Source organism: Actinomadura rudentiformis, from assembly GCF_008923185.1.
In the GTDB taxonomy this organism is placed as follows: domain Bacteria; phylum Actinomycetota; class Actinomycetes; order Streptosporangiales; family Streptosporangiaceae; genus Spirillospora; species Spirillospora rudentiformis.
Window position 1 is genome coordinate 182,340 of the sequence record NZ_WBMT01000021.1, and the last position, 23,154, is coordinate 205,493.

General features: G+C 70.8%; 26 protein-coding genes. 10 read left to right on the forward strand and 16 right to left on the reverse strand.

Annotated features, from left to right (window positions below):
- The first annotated feature begins 25 nt into the window (after positions 1-25).
- Together F8566_RS37665 and F8566_RS37670 are read left to right on the forward strand one after the other, a co-directional pair.
- Positions 26-1,621 carry an ABC-F family ATP-binding cassette domain-containing protein gene (locus F8566_RS37665; protein ID WP_151566881.1) on the forward strand — a complete coding sequence of 532 codons (1,596 nt, stop codon included), beginning with the start codon at positions 26-28 and terminating at the stop codon, positions 1,619-1,621.
- 49 nt (positions 1,622-1,670) lie between these two features.
- On the forward strand, positions 1,671-2,072 hold the full coding sequence (locus F8566_RS37670) for a PPOX class F420-dependent oxidoreductase (protein ID WP_151566883.1): 402 nt from the start codon (positions 1,671-1,673) through the stop codon (positions 2,070-2,072).
- On the opposite strand, the gene F8566_RS37675 is transcribed toward F8566_RS37670, so the two are convergent.
- From F8566_RS37675 to F8566_RS37715, 10 genes are all read right to left on the reverse strand, one after another.
- Positions 2,053-2,910, reverse strand: a complete 858-nt coding sequence (locus F8566_RS37675; protein ID WP_151566885.1) for an ATP-grasp domain-containing protein — start codon at positions 2,908-2,910, stop codon at positions 2,053-2,055. The genes F8566_RS37670 and F8566_RS37675 overlap by 20 nt on opposite strands.
- A 44-nt stretch (positions 2,911-2,954) precedes the next feature.
- Positions 2,955-3,725, reverse strand: coding sequence for an imidazole glycerol phosphate synthase subunit HisF (gene hisF, locus F8566_RS37680; protein ID WP_151566887.1), 771 nt, complete (start codon positions 3,723-3,725; stop codon positions 2,955-2,957).
- Complete coding sequence (gene priA, locus F8566_RS37685; RefSeq protein ID WP_225993865.1) at positions 3,722-4,447, reverse strand: bifunctional 1-(5-phosphoribosyl)-5-((5-phosphoribosylamino)methylideneamino)imidazole-4-carboxamide isomerase/phosphoribosylanthranilate isomerase PriA; 726 nt, start codon at positions 4,445-4,447, stop codon at positions 3,722-3,724. The genes hisF and priA overlap by 4 nt, the downstream gene beginning before the upstream one ends.
- Before the next feature lie 25 nt (positions 4,448-4,472).
- Entirely contained in the window at positions 4,473-4,811 is a 339-nt protein-coding gene (locus F8566_RS37690; protein WP_151566891.1) for a hypothetical protein, read from the reverse strand.
- A gap of 46 nt (positions 4,812-4,857) precedes the next feature.
- Entirely contained in the window at positions 4,858-5,499 is a 642-nt protein-coding gene (gene hisH, locus F8566_RS37695) for an imidazole glycerol phosphate synthase subunit HisH (RefSeq protein WP_151566893.1), read from the reverse strand.
- Positions 5,496-5,666 carry a hypothetical protein gene (locus F8566_RS50400; protein ID WP_192810063.1) on the reverse strand — a complete coding sequence of 57 codons (171 nt, stop codon included), beginning with the start codon at positions 5,664-5,666 and terminating at the stop codon, positions 5,496-5,498. The genes hisH and F8566_RS50400 overlap by 4 nt, the downstream gene beginning before the upstream one ends.
- Before the next feature lie 2 nt (positions 5,667-5,668).
- Positions 5,669-6,262 (reverse strand): imidazoleglycerol-phosphate dehydratase HisB, encoded by a 594-nt coding sequence (gene hisB / locus F8566_RS37700; protein ID WP_151566895.1) that lies wholly within the window; start codon positions 6,260-6,262, stop codon positions 5,669-5,671.
- The gene (locus F8566_RS37705; protein WP_151566897.1) at positions 6,259-7,347 is read right to left on the reverse strand and encodes a histidinol-phosphate transaminase; all 1,089 of its coding nucleotides are present in this window, start codon (positions 7,345-7,347) and stop codon (positions 6,259-6,261) included. Before F8566_RS37705 ends, hisB begins: the two co-directional genes overlap by 4 nt.
- A complete protein-coding gene (hisD, locus tag F8566_RS37710; RefSeq protein ID WP_151566899.1) occupies positions 7,344-8,651 on the reverse strand; it encodes a histidinol dehydrogenase in 1,308 nt (435 codons plus the stop codon). The genes F8566_RS37705 and hisD overlap by 4 nt, the downstream gene beginning before the upstream one ends.
- Before the next feature lie 77 nt (positions 8,652-8,728).
- Complete coding sequence (locus tag F8566_RS37715; protein ID WP_151566902.1) at positions 8,729-9,556, reverse strand: PhzF family phenazine biosynthesis protein; 828 nt, start codon at positions 9,554-9,556, stop codon at positions 8,729-8,731.
- A gap of 255 nt (positions 9,557-9,811) precedes the next feature.
- Between F8566_RS37715 and F8566_RS37720 the strand changes: the two genes are divergently transcribed.
- Positions 9,812-10,474, forward strand: coding sequence for an LON peptidase substrate-binding domain-containing protein (locus F8566_RS37720; RefSeq protein WP_151566904.1), 663 nt, complete (start codon positions 9,812-9,814; stop codon positions 10,472-10,474).
- A 59-nt stretch (positions 10,475-10,533) separates the two neighbouring features.
- Positions 10,534-11,079, forward strand: a complete 546-nt coding sequence (ybaK, locus tag F8566_RS37725) for a Cys-tRNA(Pro) deacylase (protein ID WP_151566906.1) — start codon at positions 10,534-10,536, stop codon at positions 11,077-11,079.
- On the opposite strand, the gene F8566_RS37730 is transcribed toward ybaK, so the two are convergent.
- Positions 10,963-11,565 (reverse strand): hypothetical protein, encoded by a 603-nt coding sequence (locus tag F8566_RS37730; RefSeq protein ID WP_225993866.1) that lies wholly within the window; start codon positions 11,563-11,565, stop codon positions 10,963-10,965. The genes ybaK and F8566_RS37730 overlap by 117 nt on opposite strands.
- Positions 11,566-11,706: 141 nt before the next feature.
- Between F8566_RS37730 and F8566_RS37735 the strand changes: the two genes are divergently transcribed.
- The 3 genes from F8566_RS37735 to trpS all read left to right on the forward strand — a co-directional run bounded on the left by F8566_RS37735 (position 11,707) and on the right by trpS (position 14,578).
- On the forward strand, positions 11,707-12,405 hold the full coding sequence (locus tag F8566_RS37735; protein WP_151566908.1) for a DUF6882 domain-containing protein: 699 nt from the start codon (positions 11,707-11,709) through the stop codon (positions 12,403-12,405).
- A gap of 52 nt (positions 12,406-12,457) precedes the next feature.
- Complete coding sequence (locus tag F8566_RS37740; protein ID WP_151566910.1) at positions 12,458-13,348, forward strand: LLM class flavin-dependent oxidoreductase; 891 nt, start codon at positions 12,458-12,460, stop codon at positions 13,346-13,348.
- Positions 13,349-13,573: 225 nt separating this feature from the next.
- Positions 13,574-14,578: a tryptophan--tRNA ligase gene (gene trpS / locus F8566_RS37745; RefSeq protein ID WP_151566912.1), complete on the forward strand. Its 1,005-nt coding sequence runs from the start codon at positions 13,574-13,576 to the stop codon at positions 14,576-14,578.
- Here trpS and dnaE read toward each other — a convergent pair.
- Positions 14,568-18,101, reverse strand: a complete 3,534-nt coding sequence (gene dnaE / locus F8566_RS37750; RefSeq protein WP_151566914.1) for a DNA polymerase III subunit alpha — start codon at positions 18,099-18,101, stop codon at positions 14,568-14,570. The two genes, trpS and dnaE, sit on opposite strands and share 11 nt — an antisense overlap.
- Positions 18,102-18,327: 226 nt before the next feature.
- Positions 18,328-19,149, reverse strand: coding sequence for an AraC family transcriptional regulator (locus tag F8566_RS37755; RefSeq protein WP_151566916.1), 822 nt, complete (start codon positions 19,147-19,149; stop codon positions 18,328-18,330).
- Positions 19,150-19,426: 277 nt separating this feature from the next.
- Here F8566_RS37755 and F8566_RS37760 point away from each other — a divergent pair, with 277 nt between their 5' ends.
- From F8566_RS37760 to F8566_RS37770, 3 genes are all read left to right on the forward strand, one after another.
- Entirely contained in the window at positions 19,427-19,756 is a 330-nt protein-coding gene (locus F8566_RS37760) for a chorismate mutase (protein ID WP_151566919.1), read from the forward strand.
- A 66-nt stretch (positions 19,757-19,822) separates the two neighbouring features.
- On the forward strand, positions 19,823-20,575 hold the full coding sequence (locus tag F8566_RS37765; protein WP_151566921.1) for an AzlC family ABC transporter permease: 753 nt from the start codon (positions 19,823-19,825) through the stop codon (positions 20,573-20,575).
- Positions 20,572-20,880 (forward strand): AzlD domain-containing protein, encoded by a 309-nt coding sequence (locus F8566_RS37770; RefSeq protein WP_151566923.1) that lies wholly within the window; start codon positions 20,572-20,574, stop codon positions 20,878-20,880. Before F8566_RS37765 ends, F8566_RS37770 begins: the two co-directional genes overlap by 4 nt.
- 25 nt (positions 20,881-20,905) lie before the next feature.
- Here the strand turns inward: F8566_RS37770 and F8566_RS37775 are convergent, their stop codons facing one another.
- The 3 genes from F8566_RS37775 to F8566_RS51830 are packed head-to-tail and all read right to left on the reverse strand — an operon-like array spanning position 20,906 to position 23,070.
- Positions 20,906-21,835, reverse strand: a complete 930-nt coding sequence (locus F8566_RS37775) for an RluA family pseudouridine synthase (protein WP_151566925.1) — start codon at positions 21,833-21,835, stop codon at positions 20,906-20,908.
- A complete protein-coding gene (lspA, locus tag F8566_RS37780) occupies positions 21,835-22,689 on the reverse strand; it encodes a signal peptidase II (RefSeq protein WP_225993867.1) in 855 nt (284 codons plus the stop codon). Before lspA ends, F8566_RS37775 begins: the two co-directional genes overlap by 1 nt.
- Positions 22,690-23,070 (reverse strand): TraR/DksA family transcriptional regulator, encoded by a 381-nt coding sequence (locus F8566_RS51830; RefSeq protein ID WP_225993875.1) that lies wholly within the window; start codon positions 23,068-23,070, stop codon positions 22,690-22,692.
- Positions 23,071-23,154 lie beyond the last annotated feature (84 nt).

Below are 23,154 nucleotides of genomic sequence, written 5' to 3' on the forward strand. Positions count from 1 at the left end.
CTACGATCGGCGTTTTGGGGAGGCCATGGGACACATCGACGTGAGCGGAGTGACGTTCGTCCTGCCGGACGGGCGGCTGCTCCTCAACGAGGTGTCGTTCCGGGTCGGCGAGGGCGTCAAGGCGGCGCTGGTCGGCCCGAACGGCGCGGGCAAGACCACGCTGCTCCGCCTGATCGCCGGAGAGATCACGCCGGTCGAGGGCGGTGTGGCCTCGTCCGGCGGGCTGGGCGTGCTGCGCCAGTTCGTCGCCGGCGACCGGACGCTCCGGGAGCTGCTCCTCGCCGTCGCGCCCGAACGGGTGCGCGACACCGCCGACGCGCTGGAGCGGGCGGAGGCCGCGCTGGGCGAGGACGAGGCGAGCCAGCTCGCGTACGCGCAGGCCATCACCGATTTCACCGACGCGGGCGGCTATGACCTCGAAGTCGTCTGGGACGCGTGCGCCACCTCGGCGCTGGGTCTCACGTACGACGCCGTCCGTGACCGCAAGGCGGGCACGCTCTCGGGCGGCGAGCAGAAGCGGCTGATGCTGGAGGCGCTGCTGCGCGGACCGGACCAGGTGCTCCTCCTGGACGAGCCGGACAACTACCTGGACGTGCCGGGCAAGGAGTGGCTGGAAGAGCAGCTCCGAGCCACGTCCAAGACCGTTCTGCTGATCTCGCACGACCGCCAGCTCCTCGCCAACGCCGCCGACCGCATCGTCACGGTGGAGGATCGTACGGTCTGGGTGCACGGCGGCGGCTTCGCCACGTACGCGCAGGCCCGGCAGGACCGCGCCGCCCGGCTCGACGAACTGCGCCGCCGGTGGGACGAGGAGCACGCGAAGCTGAGACGACTCGTCAGCATGCTGCGGCAGAAGGCCAGCACCAATGACTCGATGTCGTCCGCCTACCACGCCGCGGTGACCCGGCTGAAACGCTTCGAGGAGGCCGGGCCGCCGCAGTCCCCTCCCAAGGAGCAGAACATCCGGATGCGCCTGCGCGGCGGCCGCACCGGCAAGCGCGCGGTGATCTGCGAGGGGCTGGAGCTGACCGGGCTGATGCGGCCGTTCGACCTGGAGGTCTGGTACGGGGAGCGCATCGCGGTGCTGGGTTCCAACGGCTCGGGGAAGTCGCAGTTCCTCAAGCTCCTCGCGGGCCGGCCCGTCGCGCACACGGGCGTCGCGCGGCTCGGCGCCCGCGTCGTCGCCGGGCATTTCGTCCAGACGCACACCCGCCCGGACTTGCACGGCCGCACGGCGGACGAGATCGTCATGACCGAGAACGCGCTGACCCTCAACGAGGCCATGCGGGCGCTCGCGCGCTACGAGCTGGCGCCCACCCGCCGCCAGCCGTTCGAGACGCTCTCCGGCGGCCAGCAGGCGCGGCTGCAGATCCTCCTGCTGGAGCTGTCCGGCTGCACGCTGCTGCTCCTGGACGAGCCGACCGACAACCTCGACCTGGCCAGCGCCGAGGCGCTCCAGGAAGGCCTGAACGGCTTCGCCGGGACCGTCCTGGCGGTGACGCACGACCGCTGGTTCGCCGCCGACTTCGACCGCTACCTGATCTTCCGCGGTGACGGCCGGGTCCACGAATCCGCCGAGCCGAGCTGGCACGAACCCCGGGTCGACCGTCCCCGGGCCTGATCGTTCCCGTGCTTGACCTCAACCGCGGTTGAGGAAACAGGATCAGCGTATGAGTCTGAACGCGAACGAACTCGCCTATCTGAAGAGCCAGCCGTTGGCGCGGCTGGCCACCGTCGGCCCCAAGGGCGACCCGCAGAACAACCCCGTCGGAGTCAGCTACAACGCCGAGACCGGGACGATCGACATCTACGGCTACAACCTGGGCGCGACCCGAAAGTTTCGTAATGTCCAGGGGAACGACCAGGTCGCGCTGGTCATGGACGATCTCGTCTCCACCGACCCCTGGGAGGTACGGGGCCTGGAGATCCGCGGGCGCGCCGAGGCGATCAGCGGGATCACCCCGCCCGCGCCCTATTTCAGCAGCGAGGTCATCCGGATCCACCCGCGGACGGTGTTCTCATGGGGCGTCGAGCCCGGCACCGAAGGCATGATCAAGCGGACGGTCGGCTGACCCGGCGCGCGATGGCCCGGGCGTAGCGGGCGGCCGAGCCGGGGGCGTGCTGCAGGAAGAGCGCGGGCTCGGTCAGCTCCAGCTCCAGGACCACGGGCGCGCCGTCCGGGCCGGGAACGAGATCCACGCGAGCGTAGAGCAGATCGCCCGGAACGGCGGCGAGCGCCCGGGCCGCGACCGCGAGCTGCTCGGGCGTCGCCTCCGCGGCGGTGATGTCGCCGCCGTTGGGGGCGTCCAGCAGCCCGGCGCCGGCCTTGAGGATCGGTGCCTTGCGGGCGGCATGGCTGAACTCGCGGTCGCAGAAGAGCAGCGCGGTCTCGCCCGCGGTGTCGATCGCGGACAGATAGGGCTGGATCATGACCGTGCGACCCGCCTCGCGCAGGGACCGCAGATGGGCGCGCGCCTTGTCCTTCTCTCCGGCGCGCCAGCGGGCGGTGTCGCGCGAACCCGCGGAGACGGCCGGCTTGATGACGTACTCGGGCCAGTCCGCGGGGACGTCGTCCAGGTCCCAGCGGGTCGGGACGACCGGCACCCCCGCCTCGTCGAGGTCCCGGAGATAGCGCTTGTCGGTGTTCCAGCGCAGGACACCGGCGGGGTTGAGGAGGCGCGGGACCCGATCGGCCCAGGCGAGGAACTCGTCGAGGCGGGCGGTGTAGTCCCAGGTCGTACGGACGACGACGAGGTCGTAGGAGTCCCAGTCGGCATCGGGGTCGTCCCAGCTGACCACCTCGGCGCCGAGGCCCTCGGCGATGAGGGCCGCGGACAGCTCCCGGACGTCGTCGTTGCCGTCGGGCATGCCGGAGAAGGTCGCCAAGGCGACATGGGCTTGCGGAGTCATGCGGTGAACCTCGGGGGGAGACAGTAGTGGGGAGTGACGGTCGTTCAGCGAACGGGGTGGCCGGACGCGCGGAGGGCGTCCTTGACCTCGGAGATCTTCAGATCGCCGAAGTGGAAGACGCTCGCGGCCAGGACGGCGTCCGCACCGGAGTCGACGGCCGGGGCGAAGTGCTCCAGCGCGCCCGCGCCGCCGCTGGCGATCACGGGCACCGAGACGGCCGCCCGGACCTGGCGCAGCATCTCCAGGTCGAAGCCGTTCTTGGTGCCGTCGGCGTCCATGGAGTTGAGGAGGATCTCGCCGACCCCCAGCTCCTCGCCGCGGCGAGCCCACTCGATGACGTCGATGCCGGTGCCTTTGCGGCCGCCGTGCGTGGTGACCTCGTAGCCCGACTCGGTCGTGGTGTCGCCTGTCACGCGGCGCGCGTCGACCGACAGGACGATGCACTGGGAGCCGAAGCGGTGGGCGGCCTCCTGGAGGAACTCCGGGCGCGCGATCGCGGCCGTGTTGACCGACACCTTGTCGGCCCCGGCGCGCAGGAGCCTGTCCACGTCGTCCACGGCGCGGATGCCGCCGCCGACGGTGAGCGGGATGAAGACCTGCTCGGCCGTGCGGCGCACCACGTCGTACGTGGTCTCGCGGTCGCCGCTGGAGGCGGTGATGTCGAGGAACGTGAGCTCGTCGGCGCCCTCGGCGTCGTAGCGGCGCGCGAGCTCCACTGGATCTCCGGCGTCGCGCAGGTTCTGGAACTTGACGCCCTTGACGACGCGCCCGGCGTCCACGTCCAGGCACGGGATCACGCGTACGGCGACGCTCATTTGACGGCCTCCAGGGCCTCTTCGAGCGTGAACGCCTGGGCGTAGAGGGCCTTGCCGACGATCGCGCCCTCCACGCCGGCCGGCACCAGCGCCGCCAGCTCGCGCAGGTCGTCGAGCGAGGAGACGCCGCCGGAGGCGATGACCGGCTTGTCGGTGCGCGAGCACACCTCGCGGAGCAGCTCGGTGTTGGGGCCGCGCAGCGTGCCGTCCTTGGTCACGTCGGTGACGACGTAGCGCGGGCAGCCGTCGTCCTCCAGCCGGGCGAGCACCTCCCAGAGGTCGCCGCCCTCGCGCGTCCAGCCGCGGGCGGCCAGCGTCGTGCCGCGCACGTCGAGGCCCACAGCGATCTTGTCCCCGAACTCGGAGATGATCTTGCGGCACCAGCCGGGGTCCTCCAGCGCGGCGGTGCCGATGTTGACCCGGGTGCAGCCGGTCGCCAGGGCCGCCTCCAGCGAGGCGTCGTCGCGGATGCCGCCGGACAGCTCCACCTTGACGTCCAGCCGCCCGGTGACCTCGGCGAGCAGCTCGCGGTTGGAGCCGCGTCCGAACGCGGCGTCCAGGTCGACCAGATGGATCCACTCCGCTCCCGCGTTCTGCCAGGCCAGCGCGGCGTCGAGCGGCGCCCCGTAGGAGGTCTCGGTGCCGGCCTCGCCCTGCACCAGGCGGACGGCCCGGCCGTCGGCGACGTCGACCGCGGGAAGGAGTTCGAGAGTCATGGACAAACCTTATCTGCGCAGTTGGAAGGCGTTAGCGGCGGCGATCGAAGGCGAGGGTGACGAAGACGGGGACGAGGAAGACCGACAGGGCGAAGAGGGCGAGCCGGGCGCCCCAGGTGGCCAGCAGGAACCAGCCGACCACCTGGACGGCGAGGAAGGCCCCGAGGACGACGCGGTTCTGGATCCGGCGCTTGCGGGCCAGCTCGCCGCCCTGCCGCCGGACGCGCACCGGGCGCGGGACCATCGCCGCGAGCCGCCGGCGCCGGTCGCGCCGCCTGGTCTCCTTGGCCTGCCGTTCGGCGTGCTCGGCGGCGGCCTTGGCCGCCGCGGCCTCCCGTTCGGCGCGTCGCCTCGCCCGCTCTTTACTCATGACGCCCCGCTCACGGACAGCTCATGGACGGTCGTCCGTCGCGCGCTCACTCGACCGTGGACAGCCAGTTCTTGAGGAGCTCCGCACCCGCGTCCCCCGACTTCTCCGGGTGGAACTGGGTGGCGCAGAGCGCCCCGTTCTCCACGGCGGCGACGAACCGGTCGCCGTGCTCGGCCCATGTGACGAGCGGCGGCTTGAGATGGCCCATCGGGTCGGGCTGCAACTCCCAGCGGCGGACGCCGTAGGAGTGCACGAAGTAGAACCGGGTGCCGGCGTCCATCCCCTTGAAGAGCACCGTTTGGTCGGGCGCGTCCACCGTGTTCCACCCCATGTGGGGCACCACGGGCGCCTCCAGGCGTTCCACCGTGCCGGGCCACTCGGCGCAGCCCTCGGTGGTCACGCCGTGCTCGACGCCCTTGGCGAAGAGGATCTGCATGCCGACGCAGATGCCGAGGACCGGGCGGCCGCCCGACAGGCGGCGGCCGATGATCTGCTCGCCGCGGACGGACTTCAGCCCGGTCATGCAGGCGGAGAACGCGCCCACGCCGGGCACGATGAGGCCGTCGGCCTCGACCGCGGTGTCCCAGTCGGGGGTCACGGTGACGTCCACGCCGTGCCGGGCGACGGCGCGTTCGGCCGACCGCAGGTTGCCCGAGCCGTAGTCCAGGATGACGATCTTCTTGCTCACAACCACATCACTCCCCCGGCCGCCGCCAGCCCGGCCAGCACCAGGACGATCAAGGCAGCGATCTTGAGGCCCTGCTTGATGAAGCTGATGACGCCCATCAGCAGGAAGACCGCGAGTCCGAACAGCAGGACGTTGGCGTAGGTGAAGTCGAGGTCGCCGATCTTCACGGCTACAGGGCCCCCTTGGTCGAGGGGATCCCGTGCACCTTGGGGTCGAACGCCACGGCGTCGCGCAGCGCCCGGGCGAGGGCCTTGAACTGGCACTCCACGATGTGGTGCGCGTTGCGGCCGTACGGGACGTGGACGTGCAGGCAGATCTGCGCGTTGGCCACGAACGACTCGAAGATGTGCCGGGTCATCGTGGTGTCGTACTCCGGGCCGATCATCGGGGCCATGCCCTCGGGCTCGGTGTGCACCAGGTAGGGGCGGCCCGCGATGTCCACGGTCACCTGCGCGAGCGACTCGTCCAGCGGCACCGAGGCGTCGGCGAAGCGGCGGATCCCCGCCTTGTCGCCGAGCGCCTGGCGGAACGCCTGGCCGAGCGCGATCGCGGTGTCCTCGATGGTGTGGTGGCTGTCGATGTAGAGGTCGCCGGTGGTCTTCACGGTCAGGTCGAACGACCCGTGCTTGCCGAGCTGGGCCAGCATGTGGTCGTAGAAGCCGACGCCGGTCGCGACGTCGACCTCACCAGTCCCGTCCAAGTCGATCTCGACGAGGACCTCGGTCTCCTTGGTCCCGCGCTGAACACGGCCCTTGCGCGTCACAGACTCTCCTTCAAAGCGGTTCGGAAGGCCGCCATCTCCTCCGGAGTGCCGACGCTCACGCGCAGCCACTCGGGCGGTCCCACCTCGCGGATCAGCACGCCCCGGTCGAGCATCGACTGCCAGACCCTCCGCCGGTCCGCGAACCGGCCGAACAGGACGAAGTTGGCATCGGAATCGGCCACCTGGTGGCCTTCGGCCCGCAGCCACGCGACCAGGTCGTCGCGTGCGACGCGCAGCGCGTCGACCGAGCCGAGCAACTCGGCTCCATGGGCCATGGCGGTGCGCGCCACGGCCTGGGTGACGGCCGACAGATGGTACGGCAGCCGGACCAGCAGCAGCGCGTCGATCACGGCGGGGTCGGCGGCCAGGTAGCCCAGCCGGGTGCCCGCCATGGCGAACGCCTTGGACATGGTCCGGGTGACGATCAGGCGCGGGTTGCGGGGCAGCAGGGTCAGCGCGGACGGCACGCCCGCCCGCCGGAACTCGGCGTACGCCTCGTCCACCACGACCATGCCGGGCGTCACGCTCAGGACGGCCTCGATGGTGGAGAAGGGCAGCGCGGTGCCGGTCGGGTTGTTGGGAGAGGTGAGGAACACCACGTCGGGCCGGTGTTCCTCGACCGCCGCGACGGCGCGTTCGGCCTCCAGGCCGAAGTCCTCGTCCCGATGCGCGTTGATCCACGCCGTGCCGGACACGCTTGTGATGATCGGGTGCATCGAGTACGAGGGTTCGAAGCCCAGGGCCGTGCGGCCGGCGCCGCCGAACGCCTGCAGGATCTGCTGGATGATCTCGTTGGACCCGTTGGCCGCCCAGACCTGGCGCCAGGAGAGGCCGGCACCCGGCGTGTCGCGGTTGAGGAACGCCGCCAGGTCGGAGCGGAGCGCCACGGCGTCACGGTCGGGGTAGCGGTTGAGCGACCCGGCCACGTCCCTGACGGCCTCGCCGATGGCCTTCACCAGGGCCTCGGACGGGGGGTAGGGGTTCTCGTTGGTGTTGAGCGCGTACGGGACGTCGAGCTGGGGTGCCCCGTAGGGCTCCCGGCCCCTCAGGTCGTCGCGGATCGGGAGATCGTTCAATGAGGTCACGTGGGGATCTCCCAGTCGAAGCGGGCCTTGAGGGCGGCGCCGTGCGCGGGCAGGTCCTCGGCCTCGGCGAGCGCGACCACCCGGGCGGTGGCCTCGGCGAGGGCGGGCTCGTCGTACTCGACGACATGGATGCCGCGCAGGAAGGTCTGCACGGACAAGCCGGACGAGTGGCAGGCGCATCCGCCGGTGGGCAGCACGTGGTTGGACCCGGCCAGGTAGTCGCCGAGCGACACGGGAGCGTGCGCGCCGATGAAGATCGCACCGGCGTTGCGCACCCGGGCGGCCACGGCGCGGGCGTCCGCGGTCTGGATCTCCAGGTGCTCGGCCGCGTACGCGTCGACGACCTTCAGGCCGTCCTCCAGGTCGCCGACCAGCACGATGCCGGACTGCCGCCCGGCCAGCGCCTCGGTGATGCGCTCGGTGTGCTTGGTGCGGGCCACCTGGGCGGCGAGCTCGGCCTCGACCGCGCGGGCCAGCTCGGCCGAGTCGGTGACCAGCACGGCGGCGGCCAGGGTGTCGTGCTCGGCCTGGCTGATCAGGTCGGCGGCGACGTGCACCGGGTCGGCGGTGGCGTCGGCGAGGATGGCGATCTCGGTCGGACCGGCCTCGGAGTCGATGCCGATCACGCCCTTGAGGAACCGCTTGGCGGCCGCCACCCAGATGTTGCCCGGACCGGTGACCATGTCGGTGCGCGGGCACTCGTCGGTGCCGTAGGCGAACATCGCGACCGCCTGCGCGCCGCCCGCCGCGTACACCTCGTCCACCCCGAGCAGCGCGCAGGCCGCCAGGATCACCGGGTGGGGCAGGCCGCCGAACTCCCGCTGGCCCGGCGAGGTCACCGCGAGCGAGCGCACCCCGGCCTCCTGGGCCGGGACGACGTTCATGACCACGCTGGACGGGTAGACCGCCCGGCCCCCGGGGACGTACAGGCCCACGCGGCCGACCGGGACCCAGCGTTCGGTGACGGTGCCGCCGGGGACCACCTGGGTGGTGGTGTCGGTGCGGCGCTGGTCGCGGTGGACGATCCGGGTGCGGCGGATGGCCTCTTCGAGCGCGTCGCACACGGCCGGGTCGAGACCGGCGAGGGCCTCGTCGATCATGTGGACCGGGACGCGGGTGCTCGCCTGCTCGACGCCGCCGAAGGCCTTGTTGTACTCCCGTACCGCCTCGGCTCCCCTATGGCGCACGTCCTCGCAGATCGGCCGCACCTTCTCCAGGGCGGCCTCGACGTCGAGCTCGGCGCGGGGCAGCACGGAGCGCAGGTCCTCAGGGAGTGACCCGCGCAGGTCAATACGGGAAATCACCGGTCCAGTCTACGTAGTGCCCACTGTCGCCCGCGCAACGTCTCACTGGCCGAGACGCTATGCGAAGAAGAAGATCGTCAAGCCTTGAACTCGCCGTCCAGGACGGTCACCGCGCGGCCGCTCAGCTCGACCCGGTCGCCGCGCAGGGTGACGCCGACCTGCCCGCCGCGCTCGGAGGCCTGGAACCCGACGAGGCGATCACGGCCGAGCTCCGCTCCCCAGTACGGGCCGAGCGCGCAGTGGGCGGAGCCCGTCACGGGGTCCTCACCGTCACCGAGCAGGACCCCGGCCCCGAAGAACCGGGACACGAAGTCATACCCCCGTCCCGGGTCTGCGGTGGCCGTGACGATGATCCCGCGGGCGTCCATCCGGCCGAGGGCCGCCATGTCCGGGGCCAGCTTGCGCACCGCCTCCTCGTCGGCGACCAGCACGAGCAGGTCGTTCTGCGAGTTGCGGCCCGTCCAGAAGGGCGTCGTGCCGAGCGCCTCGCCCAGGTCGTCCGGCGGCTCGGTCTCGGCCGGCGGGCACGCGGGGAAGTCCATGAGCAGGCCGCCGTCGTCGGAACGGGTCACCGTGAGGACGCCCGAATGCAATGTACGGAAGCGGATCGGCCCATCGGCGGGGGCCACGCCGGTCTCGTACAGGGCGTGGGCGCTGGCGAGCGTGGCGTGGCCGCACAGGGCGACCTCGACCAGCGGGGTGAACCAGCGCAGCTCGAACTCGGCGTCCGGAGCCTCGATCGGGCGGACGAACGCGGTCTCGGAGTGCTTCATCTCGGCCGCGACCCTCTGCATCCAGTCCGCGTCCGGCTCCGGGGTCGACCCGGCCCCGTCGAGAAGGCAGACGCCGGCGGGGTTCCCGGCGAACGGGCGGTCGGTGAAGGCGTCGACGACGAGCATTCTCATGTCCACGACGCTAACCGGGCGCCGCTCGCCAGGAGAACGGCCAATTCATAGGTAGTGGCCTGTTCACCGGTAATGGTCTGTTCACTGGTAATGGCCTGTTCACCGGTACAGCCTGGACGCGTCGACACGGGCCACGGTGATCGCAAAGCTTCAGACTGTGATAAATCCGGCATGCAACGATCGTTGAATCCGGAAGTACTCTGGCGCCGTGGGCGAATCCCCCAGGGCCGCCCCCGGAGCGAGTTGGGGGAGACCGTGACCGAACGGCTTCCGTTGTTCCCACTGGGCACAGTGCTCTACCCGGGCCTCGTGCTGCCCCTGCACCTGTTCGAGGAGCGCTACCGCCTGCTCATCCATGACCTGCTCGAACGACCCGAGCCGCGTTACTTCGGGGTCGTCGGCATCGAGCTGGGCCACGAGGTGGGCGAGGACGCGGCCCACCGCCTGGCCGGGGTGGGCTGCGCGGCCGAGCTGCACACCGTGACGCCGCACGAGGACGGCCGGTTCGACATCGTGACGGTCGGCAGCCGCAGATTCATGCTCAAGGAGCTCGACCGCTCCCGCCCCTACCTGCGTGGGGACGTGGAGTTCCTGCCGGAGGAGGCGGGCACCGACCCCGAGCCGGTCGCCCGCCGCGTCCGGCTGCTGTTCCAGTTGTACCGGCACCGGCTGGCCGCCGCGGGCGCCGAGCTGGCCGAGCCGCTCGACCTGCCCGTGGATCCCGTGCGCCTCTCGTACCTGATCGCCGCCGCCGTGGTCCTGGACGGCCACGAGAAGCAACGCCTCCTGCAGGCCGAGGACGCCACGGTGCGCCTCCAGATGGAACGCGACCTCCTCCAGCGCGAGAACCGCCTGCTCGACATGCTCCCCACGGTCCCGGCGGGCCAGTTCCTGGACGGCTCGTTCAACCCGAATTAGGAGCGCCCGAACCAGCATCGGCGGTCCGGATGCGGCCGGTATTCGGCACACTGGGCGCCATGAGCTCTGCGAAGGCCAAGTCCGCGAAGGCCCGGTCCGCGAAAGCCCAGGGTGCGAGCAAGGGCGGCGGCAAGGGCACGCCCGCGACGGTGGCGGCGACCAAGGCGAAGGTCGAGTTCAGCCTCCACACGTACGAGGTGGATCCGAACACCGAGCTGTCGTACGGGGAGGCGGCGGCCGACGCGCTGGGCGTCCCGCGCGAGCGGCTGTTCAAGACCCTCGTGGCCGAGGTCGACGGCAGCCTCACCGTCGGCGTGGTGCCGGTGTCGACCACCCTTGACCTGAAGGCGCTGGCCGCGGCGGCCGGGGGCAAGAAGGCCCAGCTGGCCGACTCCCAGGACGCCGAACGCGCCACCGGCTATGTCGTGGGCGGCATCAGCCCGCTGGGGCAGCGCAAGCGGCTGCCGACCGTGATCGATGAGACGGCGTCAGGGTTCGCGACGGTCTACGTCTCCGCCGGGCGCCGTGGCCTGCAGATCGAGCTCGCCCCGGCCGACCTCCTCCGGCTCACCGGCGGCCGCCTTGCCGCGATCGCCCGCGGGTAGGCGCTTCACGAACAGCTCCAGAGCGCCGTACGTGCCGACGGCCAGGATCGGCCAGAAGGTCACGATGCCGGTGGCGCGAAGCTCGGCGACGCCCTTGACGGTCGCACCGTCCTTGGCCGTGCGCACCGCGTCCTCATAGGCGGCCAGGCCGATCTGGTGACCTGTCTTCCAAGCGATGACGGCCGCGGCGATGCCGCCCACGGCCAGGCCCAGCACGAGCGGGATGTCGTTGCCGCGCCCCCCGGCCAGGTAGGCCAAACCCCCGCAGCCGATTCCGGCCAGCATGACGATCAGGGCGAACCGGCCGTCCATGCCGACCGGCCCCTGGCCCTCGGGGTCGGCGAACAGCGGTTCGCCCTGGATGACGACGTATTCGACCGTCGGAACGATCTTCGCCCAGAGCAGCCCGGCCAGCGGCCCGAGGAGCGTGACGACGATCGTCGCGGCCGCCCAGGTTCGCAAGGCCTTCCCGGTCGGTCCCCGCACCTCGTACGCTCCTAGGTGAACACAGTCGCCACACGTCCTCTGACAGCGAAAGCCTAACTCCCCCTGGTCAGCTGATCGACAACCGCATGGTGTCTGATTCTCGCCCGCGCACGACTCATTCCCTGGGATAATGTCCCCGATATGTCCGGATTCAGTCCAGCGTTCGAACGCCTCGGCGCCGCCCTCGCCGCGGTCGTCCTGCAGCAGCAGGAGACCCTCGCGGAGTTCCTGCCGCGCGAGGACTGGAGTGCTGACCTGACCGCGCGCACCTACACCAGCGGCGGCGTCACCGTCCGGGTGTCATTGCTCGGGAGCTACGCCGCCAACGAACGCACCTGGCTCTGGGGCTGGGCCAATCCGCAGTTCGGCGACGCCCATCCGGCGGTGACCCCCACCCTGGCCATCCGTGCGCTCGGCGAGCGCCTCGGCATCCCGGAGTTCACGACCCCCGAGATCGACCTCGGCTGGTACGAGGGGCCCGCGGGGCACGGCGGCGAGCTGATCGCGATGGCGGCCGGCGGCGTGCTCGGCGGCGGCGGCTACATCGGCGCCGGATACGACGGCGGCTCCGCCTACCTCCACGTGGACGACCCGCAGGCCCCGCCCGCCACCTGGGACCCCGTGCCGGTCCCCCGGTTGATCTCCAACGCGGTCAGCCTCTTCCCCCGCGAGCCCCGGCTGACTCTCGCCCGCCTGCTGAGCCACCACACGATCCCCTACCGCGAGACCGACGGGCAGACCGAGGTGCTGCTCCCCGGCGGCGGCAAGGCCCACGCCCAGTTCGACGGCCTGGGCCGCCTGGTGCACTGGGACGCCGAGCTCAGTCCCGCGAGCCTCTGACCGGTAGACCTACTGATTCGGCCCGTACCGCCGGCTCGCTAGCGTTCACCGCATGAACCTTCGATTCGGCATCCAGCTGGCCCCCGACACCACCGCGCTTCAGGATCTGCGGTCCCTCGCGCGCCTGGCCGACCGCGAAGGCCTGGACCTGCTGGGCGTCCAGGACCACCCGTACGCGCCTCAGCAGGTCGACACGTTCGCCGTCATCGCCACCGTCCTGGCCGAGACCGACAACCTGCGCGTCTTCCCGGACGTCGCGAGCCTGCCGCTGCGCGGCCCCGCGATGCTCGGCAAGCAGGCCGCCACCCTCGATCTCCTCAGCGGCGGCCGCTTCGAGCTCGCCCTCGGCGCCGGCGCCTACTGGCCCGCCATCGCCGCGATGGGCGGCCCGAGCCGTACAGGCCCCGAGGCCCTCCAGGCCCTCGCGGAGGCCACCGAGATCATCCGCGCGATGTGGCGCCCCGGCACCCGGGTCAAGGTGCACGGCGACCACTACACCGTCGACGGCGTCAAGCCCGGCCCGGCGCCCGCCCATCCCGTCGGCATCTGGTTCGGCAGCGTCGGCCCTCGCGCCAACGCCCTCACCGGTCGCCTCGCCGACGGCTGGGCCGCCCCGATCCCGCACTACCTCCCGTACGAGAAGTGGCGCGAGGCGCAGGACATCGTCTCCACCGCCGCGACCGAAGCCGGCCGCGACCCCGCCGCCATCACCCGCATGGCCCAGTTGGTCGGCGACATCACCGACTCCCCCGGCGCGGTCACGCTCGAAGGCGAGACCCCCATCCGCACCGATGCCGCCGGATGGGCCCGCGTCCTCGCCGACCTCGCCACCGGCACCGGCTTCGACACCTTCGTCTACTGGCCCGAGAACCCCGACGAGACCCAGCTCCGCCGCTGGGCGGCCGAAGTCGTTCCGGCCACGCGCGCCCTCCTGGCCGGGTGATACCGTTTCGAGCATGCGGATGAACGGCTCCTGCCTCGGCTGGTGGCGCCCCTGACGGGCGGCACCCCATCTTCCGCGTATCCACGACACCGCGGCCGCCCAGTCGGGCGGCCGTTCTGGTGTACGGCGCCGTCTCCGGCTGGCCGGCCTCCGATTCCAAGGAGTAAGCCAGTGCCACCGAACACGTCACTGCCAGCGAGCAAGCCAGTGCCACCGAGCAAGCCGATGCCACGACGGCTCACGGGATTCACCCCGTCCGGCGACCTGCACCTGGGCAACCACATCGGTGCGATCGCCCCGATCATCTCCGGACAGGCCGCGGCCGACACGGTCGTGTTCATCTCTGACTTGCACGCCCTGACCCTGGAGCACGATCCGGCGCAAGTACGGCGGCGGACGCTGGAGTTCGCCACCGTGCTCCTCGCCGCGGGCGCCGACCCTGACGCGTGCCTGTTCCTGGTGCAGTCCCACGTTCCGGAGCACACCGAGCTGCACTACCTGCTGGAGTGCGCCACGGGCTTCGGCGAGGCCCAGCGCATGATCCAGTTCAAGGAGAAGTCGCGCCGCCAGCAGCATGTGCGGCTGTCGCTGCTCACCTATCCCGTCCTGATGGCGGCCGACATCCTGCTCTACGACACCGCCGAGGTGCCGGTCGGCGAGGACCAGCGCCAGCATGTGGAACTCGCGCGCGACGTTGCGCAGCGGTTCAACGCCCGGTACGGCCAGACGTTCACGCTGCCGCAGGCCGTCCATCCGCCCGTCGCGGCCAGGCTCATGGACCTGGCCGCACCCGACACCAAAATGAGCAAGTCGGCCGCGTCACCCGCCGGCACGCTGCGGCTGCTGGACGAGCCCGATGTGCTGCGCCGCAAGGTCATGCGCGCGGTCACCGACGCCGGGACCGACGTGACGTACGACCCCGGGCACCGCCCCGGAGTGTCCAACCTGCTCACGATCCTGGCCTCGTGCACAGGCGGCAGCCCCGAGCAGCTGGCCGCACGGTTCACCAGGTACAGCGAGCTCAAGGAGGCCGTGGCCGACGCGGTCGTCACCACCCTGGCACCCGTGCGGGAGCGCTATCTGGAACTCGACCCGGACCATGTCCGCCTCGTCCTGCGGACAGGCGCGGAGCGCGCCCGAGATCTGGCAGGTCCCAAGGTCCGCCAGGTCAAGGAGGCGATCGGTCTCCTGCCGCCTGTGCCGCAGGCGGCCGGGCAGGTCAGAGGTTGAAGCAGGACGGGCCCAGGAGTTGCTTGAGGTCTCCCATGAGGGCGGGTGAGGGCGCCACCCGGAGCTTGTCGTCCAGGCGGACGACGGTGGTGCGCGGGCCGTTCTGCAGGTGCAGGTGGACCTCGGACGTGCCCGGGTGGGCGTTCAGGACCTCCTTGAGGCTCGCGACGATCGGCGGGGTGCAGCGGCCGATCGGGAGCGTGACCGAGAGCGGGCCGTGGGCGTCGGCGACGGTGAGGTCGGGCTGGGTGACCTCCATCGCGATGATCTTGGCGACGTCCTCGCGGCGGTCGATGCGGCCCTTGACCACCAGCACGGCGTCCTCGGCGAGGAGCGTCGAGCACAGCTGGTAGCTGGACGGGAAGCACATGACCTCGATGGAGCCGCCCAGGTCCTCCAGCTGGAACATGGCCCAGGAGTTGCCCTGCTTGGTGACCTTGCGCTGCAGGCCGGACAGGAGGCCCGCGACGGTCACCACCTGGCCGTCCGGGCCGTCGCCCTCGTTGATGGCCGCGATGGAACGGTCGGCCTCGCGCTCCAGGATGTGCTCGATGCCGAGGAGCGGATGGTCGGAGACGTAGAGGCCGAGCATCTCGCGTTCGAAGGCGAGGAGGGTGGTCTTGTCCCACTCCTCGGCCTCGGGGATGGCGACGGTGAACGCGTTCTGGCCGTCGTCCTCTTCGAGGGCGCCGAACAGGGAGTCCTGGCCGATGGCCTCCTTGCGCTTGATGTCGATGACCGAGTCGATGGCCGGCTCGTGCACCATGAGGATCGCCTTGCGCTGGTGGCCGAGCTCGTCGAAGGCACCGGCCTTGATGAGCGACTCGACGACGCGCTTGTTGCAGACGATCGGCGGGACCTTGTTGAGGAAGTCGTTGAAGTCGGTGTACGCGCCCTTCTCCTTGCGTGCGGCCACGATGCCCTCGACGACGTTGGTGCCGACGTTGCGGACGGCGGACAGGCCGAAGCGGATCTCGGCGTCGCCCATCGGCGTGAAGTCGGCCTCGGAGGTGTTGACGTCCGGCGGCAGGACTTTGATCTTCATGCGGCGGCACTCGTTGAGGTAGAGCGCGCTCTTGTCCTTGTCGTCGCCGACCGAGGTGAGCAGGGCGGCCATGTACTCGGCCGGGTAGTTGGCCTTGAGGTAGGCGGTCCAGTAGGAGACCAGGCCGTAGCCGGCGGTGTGGGCCTTGTTGAACGCGTAGTCGGAGAACGGCAGCAGGATGTCCCACAGGGCCTTGATGGCGGCGTCGGAGAAGCCGTTGTCCTTCATGCCCTTTTCGAAGAACTCGAACTGCTTGTCCAGCTCGGCCTTCTTCTTCTTGCCCATCGCGCGGCGCAGCAGGTCGGCGCTGCCGAGCGAGTAGCCGGCGACCTTCTGCGCGATGGCCATGACCTGCTCCTGGTAGATGATCAGGCCGTGGGTCGTGCCGAGGATCTCCTTGAGCGGCTCCTCCAGCTCGGGGTGGATCGGGGTGATCTCCTGCTGGCCGTTCTTGCGGAGCGCGTAGTTGGTGTGGGAGTTGGCGCCCATCGGGCCGGGCCGGTAGAGCGCGAGCGCCGCGGAGATGTCCTCGAAGTTGTCGGGCTTCATCAGCCGCAGCAGCGAGCGCATGCCGCCGCCGTCCAGCTGGAAGATGCCGAGCGTGTCGCCGCGCGCCAGCAGCTCGTAGGCCTTGCGGTTGTCGAGCGGGAGCTTGAGCAGGTCGAGCTTCTCGCCCTTGTTGGCCTCGATGTAGCGCAGCGCGTCCTGCATGATCGTCAGGTTGCGCAGGCCCAGGAAGTCCATCTTGAGCAGGCCGAGCGTCTCGCAGGTCGGGTAGTCGAACTGCGTGATGATCGCGCCGTCCGCGTCCCGCCGCATGATCGGAATGTGGTCGGTGAGCGGCTCGGCGGACATGATGACGCCCGCGGCGTGCACGCCGGTCTGGCGGATCAGGCCCTCCAGGCCCTGCGCCAGATCCATGATCTGCTTGACGTCGGGCTCTTCCTCGTACAGCTTGCGCAGCTCGCCGGCCTCGCCGTAGCGCGGATGCTTGTCGTCGAAGATGCCCGAGAGCGGGATGTCCTTGCCCATGACCGCGGGCGGGAACGCCTTGGAGATGCGGTCGCCGAGCGCGTAGGGGAAGCCGAGGACGCGGCCCGCGTCCTTGACGGCGGCCTTCGCCTTGATGGTGCCGAACGTGGCGATCATGGCGACCTTGTCGGCGCCCCACTTCTCCGTCGTGTAGCGGATGGCCTCCGCCCGCCCGGCTTCATCGAAGTCGACGTCGATGTCGGGCATGGACACGCGTTCGGGATTGAGGAACCGCTCGAAGATCAGCCCGTGCGGGATGGGGTCGAGGTCGGTGATGCCCATCGCGTACGCGACCAGCGAGCCGGCCGCCGAGCCGCGGCCCGGTCCGACGGCGATGCCGTTCTGCTTGGACCACATGATGAAGTCGGCGACGACCAGGAAGTAGGAGGGGAACCCCATCTTGCAGATGATGTCCATCTCGTACTCGGCCTGGTTCCGGTGCTCCTCGTCGTAGCCGTCGGGGAAGCGCCAGTCCATCCCCTTCCAGACTTCCTTGCGGAACCAGCTCTCCTCGGTCTCGCCCTCGGGGACCGGGAACTTGGGCATGAGGTTGCGGTATTCGAACATGCCCTCGGGGTTGACCCGCTCCGCGATGAGAAGCGTGTTGCGGCAGCCCTCGGCCCAGATGTCGGACGAGTCGATCGTCCGCATCTCGTCGGCGGTCTTGATGTAGTAGCCGCTGCCGTCGAACCGGAACCGGTCGGGGTCGGCGAGCTGCTTGCCGACCTGGACGCACAGGAGCGCGTCGTGGGCGGTCGCCTCGGACTCGTGCGTGTAGTGCGAGTCGTTGGTCACCACCGGCGGGATGCCGAGCTTCTTGCCGATGTCGATGAGGCCCTGGCGGACGCGGCGCTCGATCTCCAGTCCGTGGTCCATCAGCTCAAGGAAGTAGTTGTCCTTGCCGAAGATGTCCTGGAACGTGGCGGCGGCCTTGAGCGCCTCGTCGAACTGCCCGAGGCGCAGCCGCGTCTGGATCTTGCCGGACGGGCAGCCCGTCGTGGCCATGACGCCCTCGGAGTGCTCGGCGAGGAGCTCCTCGTCGAGGCGCGCGTACTTGAACACGAAGCCCTCGGTGAACCCGCGGCTGGAGAGCTTGAAGAGGTTGTGCAGGCCGGTCTTGTCACGCGCCCAGAGCGTCTTGTGGTTGATGAGGCCGCCACCGGAGACGTCGTCGCGCTTCTGGCTGGGCTCGCCCCACTGGACCTTCTTCTTGTGGAAGCGGGACTCGGGCGCCATGTACGCCTCGATGCCGATGATCGGCGTGACCCCGACCGCGGTGGCCTGCCTGTGGAAGTCGTACGCGCCGTGCATGTTGCCGTGGTCGGTCATCGCGATCGCGGGCATGCCCTGGCGGCTGACCTCCTCGAACATCTGCTTGAGCCGGGCGGCACCGTCCAGCATGGAGTACTCGGTGTGTACGTGAAGGTGTACGAACGAGTCCGCCATGCTCAGTGCGCCTCCTAGTCAGGCCATGCGACCGCGCACGTGCGTTCGGCACGTGTCTGCGTTGTCCACTCCGGGGGAAGATCGCCGCCCCGGAACGGGCCCGGGACGACGCGGCTCTGAGAGCCTAACCCTCCCCACCGACACCCCGCGCCCCGACACTCCGGATGCCCGGTGGGCCCGCTGTCGACCGTTACGCACGGCACCCGGCCGCATGCCCGGAGTGCCCTCAAGCGGCGCTGCGGGAGCGCCGGTAGGCGCCCGGCGGGACCCCGATCGTGCGTTTGAAGTGACGCGTCAGATGCGCCTGGTCGGCGAACCCCGTCCTTGTGGCGACCTCCGCGGGACGCCCGCCCGCGTCCAGCAGCCTGCGGGCCTCCCGGACGCGGATCTGGTTGAGGTAGGCGTGCGGCGGCAGTCCTGTGGCCGCGCGGAACGCACGCAGGAGGGAGAACGGGCGCACCCCCACCGCCTCGGCCAGTTCCTCCAAAGACGGCGGCTCCACCAGGCGTGCGTGCAGGATGTCCCTGGCCGCGCGGACGGAGTCCGGTACCGCCAATGCGACCTTTTCCGTGCCCGAGTACTGGGCATGGCGCCGCAACATCCCGGCCAGCGCGGACCGCAGCAGGGATGTGGCCGCGAGCGCGTCGCCGTGCTCCCCTGCCCTGTGCGCGGCGCTCAGCAGCTGAGCCGCGGCGGGGTCGTGCAGGACGGTGTCCGGGAAGTGCGGGGTGCCCGGCGGGAGCCCCAGCTCGGCGGCGACGTCGGCGACGAGCTCCACCGACGGGTACATGCCGCGGTAGCCCCAGCCCTCCGGGTTGACGGCCTGGCCGGTGTGCACGGTGTCCGGGTTGACCACGACGATCGAGCCGGGACCGGCGCGCAGCAGGGTGCCGCGGTGCTCGAACTCCTCGACCCCTTCCTCGATCACGCTGAAGTTGTAGCCCTCGTGGACATGCCGCCCGAACCGGTGGGTGATGAAGCGGGCGCGCAGCAGATCGACATCCGGCAGCGCCGGATGCCGCCAGTAGTGCGCCCGTTCCTGACTCATGACCGAGATCGTACCGTCTCAATAACTGAGACGATTGTTCCGGAAATTGGCGCGCTCACCGAAGGCACCCTACGATCGAGCGCATGGATCGTCGTTATTTCGGGTTTACGCAGCCGGCTCTGGTCGAGCCGGTCGGCGCGACCTGAGCGACGACCCCGGAGCCGGCAAAGAGGCAGCGCCCACCCATCGGGCCTGCCTTTTCTCATTTTCAGAAGGCGGCTCTGGACACGGACGACCCCCGCTGCGCGGACGCCGCCGCGAGAGAGAGAACCCCGACATGCACGAGCTGATCGACTCCACCGAACCGGCCATCGGCTCGCTGGCCGAGGCGCGCGCCGCCATCGACGAGATAGACGCCGCCCTCGCCGTGCTGCTGGAACGGCGGACGGCGGTGGCGGGGGCGGTGCAGCGCCTCAAGCCGGTGGGAGGCTTCGCGGGCCGCAATCCCGAGCGCGAGCGCCAGATCGTCACGGCGATGGCCGAGAAGGCGCCGTCCCTCGGTCCCGAGCGGCTGGCAAGGATCATGAATGTGGTCATCGAGGCGGGCCTGGAGGTCGCCGAGCAACGCCGGATCGAGCAGCACAGGGGCGCCCCGGACGAATCGTGACCACCCGTCACACGGGTGCAAGAACGTTCAAGACCGGGTCGTGCGTGCCTCACTACGGTCACCCGCATGGTTTCGACGGATGAGGTCACCACCACCGCCGAAGAGAACGCCGCCTCCTCTGCGGCCCGTTCAGCCGCCATACGCGACGGGCTTGGGGTGGGCCTGGCGGTGGGCGTTTCCGGGCTGGCCTTCGGCGCGGCGGCGGTCACCGCAGGGCTGTCGGTGGCCCAGGCGTGCGTGCTCAGCCTGCTGACGTTCACCGGCGCGTCCCAGTTCGCTCTGGCGGGGGTCATCGGCGGTGGGGGCGGGCTGGTGGCCGGAACACTCGGCGCGGTCCTCCTGGGCGGACGGAACGCCCTGTACGGACTGCGCCTGGCAGAGCTTCTGCGCGTACGAGGATGGCGGCGGCTCCTCACCGCCCAGGGCGTCATCGACGAGTCGACGGCGGTCGCCACAGCCCAGCCGGACCGTGAATCGGCCCGCGTCGGCTTCTACGTCACCGCCATCAGCCTCTACCTGACCTGGAACCTCACCACGCTGGCGGGCGCGGCGGGCGCCTCCAGGTTGGGCGACCCGGACACCTTCGGGCTCGACGCCCTAGGGCCCGCGGTCTTCCTCGCCCTGCTCTGGCCCCGGCTGGCGGCGGGACGCACGGAGATCAAGGTGGCGGTCGCCGCCGCGGTGCTCGCGATCGCCGCCACTCCTCTGCTGCCGCCAGGCGTCCCGGTGATGCTGGCCGCCGCGGCGGCGCTCATCGGCTTTCTGCCCGGCCGCCGCGGCGAGAGCCGAGACGAGAAGCGTGCGGGGGGACAGGCGTGAACGTGTGGATCGCGGTGATCGCGACCGGGCTCGGGTGTTACGCCCTCAAGCTCGGCGGCCTGGTCACGCCGCAGCGGGTGCTCGACGACCCGCGGGTGCGCAGGTTCACCGATCTGGTGCCCGTGGCCCTGCTGACCGCCCTGATCGCGGTCCAGGCCCTGGCCGACGGCCGGGACCTGGAGTTCGACGGCCCGCGGATGGCGGGCCTGGGCGCGGCGGTCGCGGCCCTGCTGCTGCGTGCCCCGTTCCTCGTGGTGCTCGCGGTCGCCGCCGGCGTGGCCGCCGGACTGCGGCTGCTCCTGTGAACGAGGCTTGGGACGTGGACGGGGCTCAGGACTCGCCGGCGACGATCTCCAGGGCCCGGGCCAGGTCGTCGGGGTAGGGGCTCTCGAACTCGATCCAGTCGCCCCCGGTGGGGTGGTCGAATCCGAGCCGCACCGCGTGGAGCCACTGGCGGGTCAGCCCCAGCCGGGCCGCCAGCGTCGGGTCGGCACCGTAGGCCATGTCCCCCACGCACGGGTGCTTGATCGCGGACATGTGCACCCGGATCTGGTGCGTGCGCCCCGTCTCCAGGTCGATGTCCAGGAGCGTGGCGGCGCGGTAGGCCTCGACCGTGTCGTAGTGCGTCACGGAGGGCTTGCCGCCCGCCACCACGGCGAACCGGCCGTCCCCGGACGGATGCCGGTCGATCGGCGCGTCCACCGTGCCGCGGAAGGGGTCCGGGTGGCCCTGCACCAGCGCCTGGTAACGCTTGTCGACGCGGCGTTCCTTGAACGCGCGCTTGAGCCGCGAGTAGGCGACCTCGCTCTTGGCCACGACCATCGCCCCGGTGGTGTTGGCGTCGAGCCGGTGCACGATGCCCTGGCGTTCGGCCGCGCCGCTGGTGGCGATGGTGTGCCCGGCGCCGAGGAGCCCGCCCAGGACGGTGGGGCCCGTCCAGCCGGTGGTCGGATGGGCGGCGACGCCGATGGGCTTGTTGACGACGACGATGTCGTCGTCCTCGTAGAGGACGCTCATGCCCGGGACCGGCTCGGCAACCGGAGCGGGCGCGGCGGGCGGCGGCGGGAGCGTCACCTCCAGCCAGGCTCCGCCGTGGACCCGGTCGGACTTGGCGACCTCCCTGCCGTCGACGAGAACGTCACCGGCGGCGATGATGTCGGCCGCCCGGGCCCGGGAGAGGCCGAACAACCGCGCCAGCGCGGCGTCCACCCGTTCGCCCTCCAGGCCGTCAGGCACCGGGAGGCTGCGCACGTCAGCCATCAGGACTGCTCTTCCGGCGTCGTCCCGGCCTCGGGGGCCGCCTTCCGCTCGGCCTGCCCGCCGACCTTGCCGTTCGGCGCAGCGCCATCGGACGGGCCGTCGGCCTCTGCGGCGGGCCTGGGCTCCACGTCCGCCTTGGGCTCTATGTCCGCCTTGAGCTCCACGTCGGCCTTGAGCTCCACGTCGGCCTTGAGCTCCACGTCGGCCTCGGGCTCCGTGTCGGCCTTGGGCTCCGTGTCCGCCTTGGCCTCGGAAGGCTTGTCCTTCTCGTTCGTGATCCGGGTGCCGTCGAGCTGGAGGCCCCGGGCGGCCAGCAGGACCGCGAGTGCGCCGCCGCAGACGATCGCCGAGTCGGCGAGGTTGAAGACCGGCCAGTGGGGCAGCTCGATCCAGTCCACGACATGGCCCTTGAGCGGGGCCGGCGCGCGCAGCATCCGATCGATCAGGTTGCCGACCGCCCCGCCGAGCAGCAGGCCCAGGCAAACGGCCCAGGGCAGGCTGCGCAGATTGCGCGCGGTGCGCAGGATGGCGACGACCACCCCGCACGCGATCACCGTGAAGATGATCGTGTAGCCGGTCCCGATGGAGAACGCGGCGCCGCTGTTGCGCGTCTCGCGCAGCGTCAGCAGGCCGCCCAGCAGTGTGATCGGCTCCTTGTCCTGCAGGGTCGCCACGACGATGATCTTGGAGACCACGTCGAGGGCCAGCGCGGTCAGCGCGACCAGGAGCAGGACGCCGATGCGGCGCGGCCGAGGGGATCCCGCAGATCCCTCGGCCGCGCTCGTGGTGTCTGGGTCGTCGCCCCTTCTACTCAGTGACGTTCCTCGCGTTTCGGACGGGGTGGCTTGCGTCATTCAGCGACGTTCCTCGCGTTGTTTGCATGTCACACATAGGGTCGCACGTGGAAAGGCCTGCAAGCGCCCTTTGCCGATCGGCCTGCCGCACGATTCACAGATCCCGTACGTGCCGGCGTCCATCCGCTCGATCGCCCGCTCGTTCTGGGCGAGCAGGTCACGGGCGTTGTTGACGAGGGCCATCTCGTGCTCGCGCTCGTAGGTCTTGGCGCCCACGTCGGCCTGGTCGTCGCCCGCGCCGTCGGTGGTGTCCCCGTCGGCGATCTGCGTCGCGGCGGCGGCGATCTCCTCGCGCAGCGCGGTGACCTCCGCCTCCAGGGCCGACCGGACCTCGGCGAGCTCGTCCTCGGTCCAGCGGTCCTCACCCTCGCGGACCGGCAGTTTCGCGGCCTCGGCCGGCGCCTTCGCGGCGGCTGAGTCCTGCGAGGCGGGCTCAGAGGAGGGTTTCGCGGCGGGCACCGACGC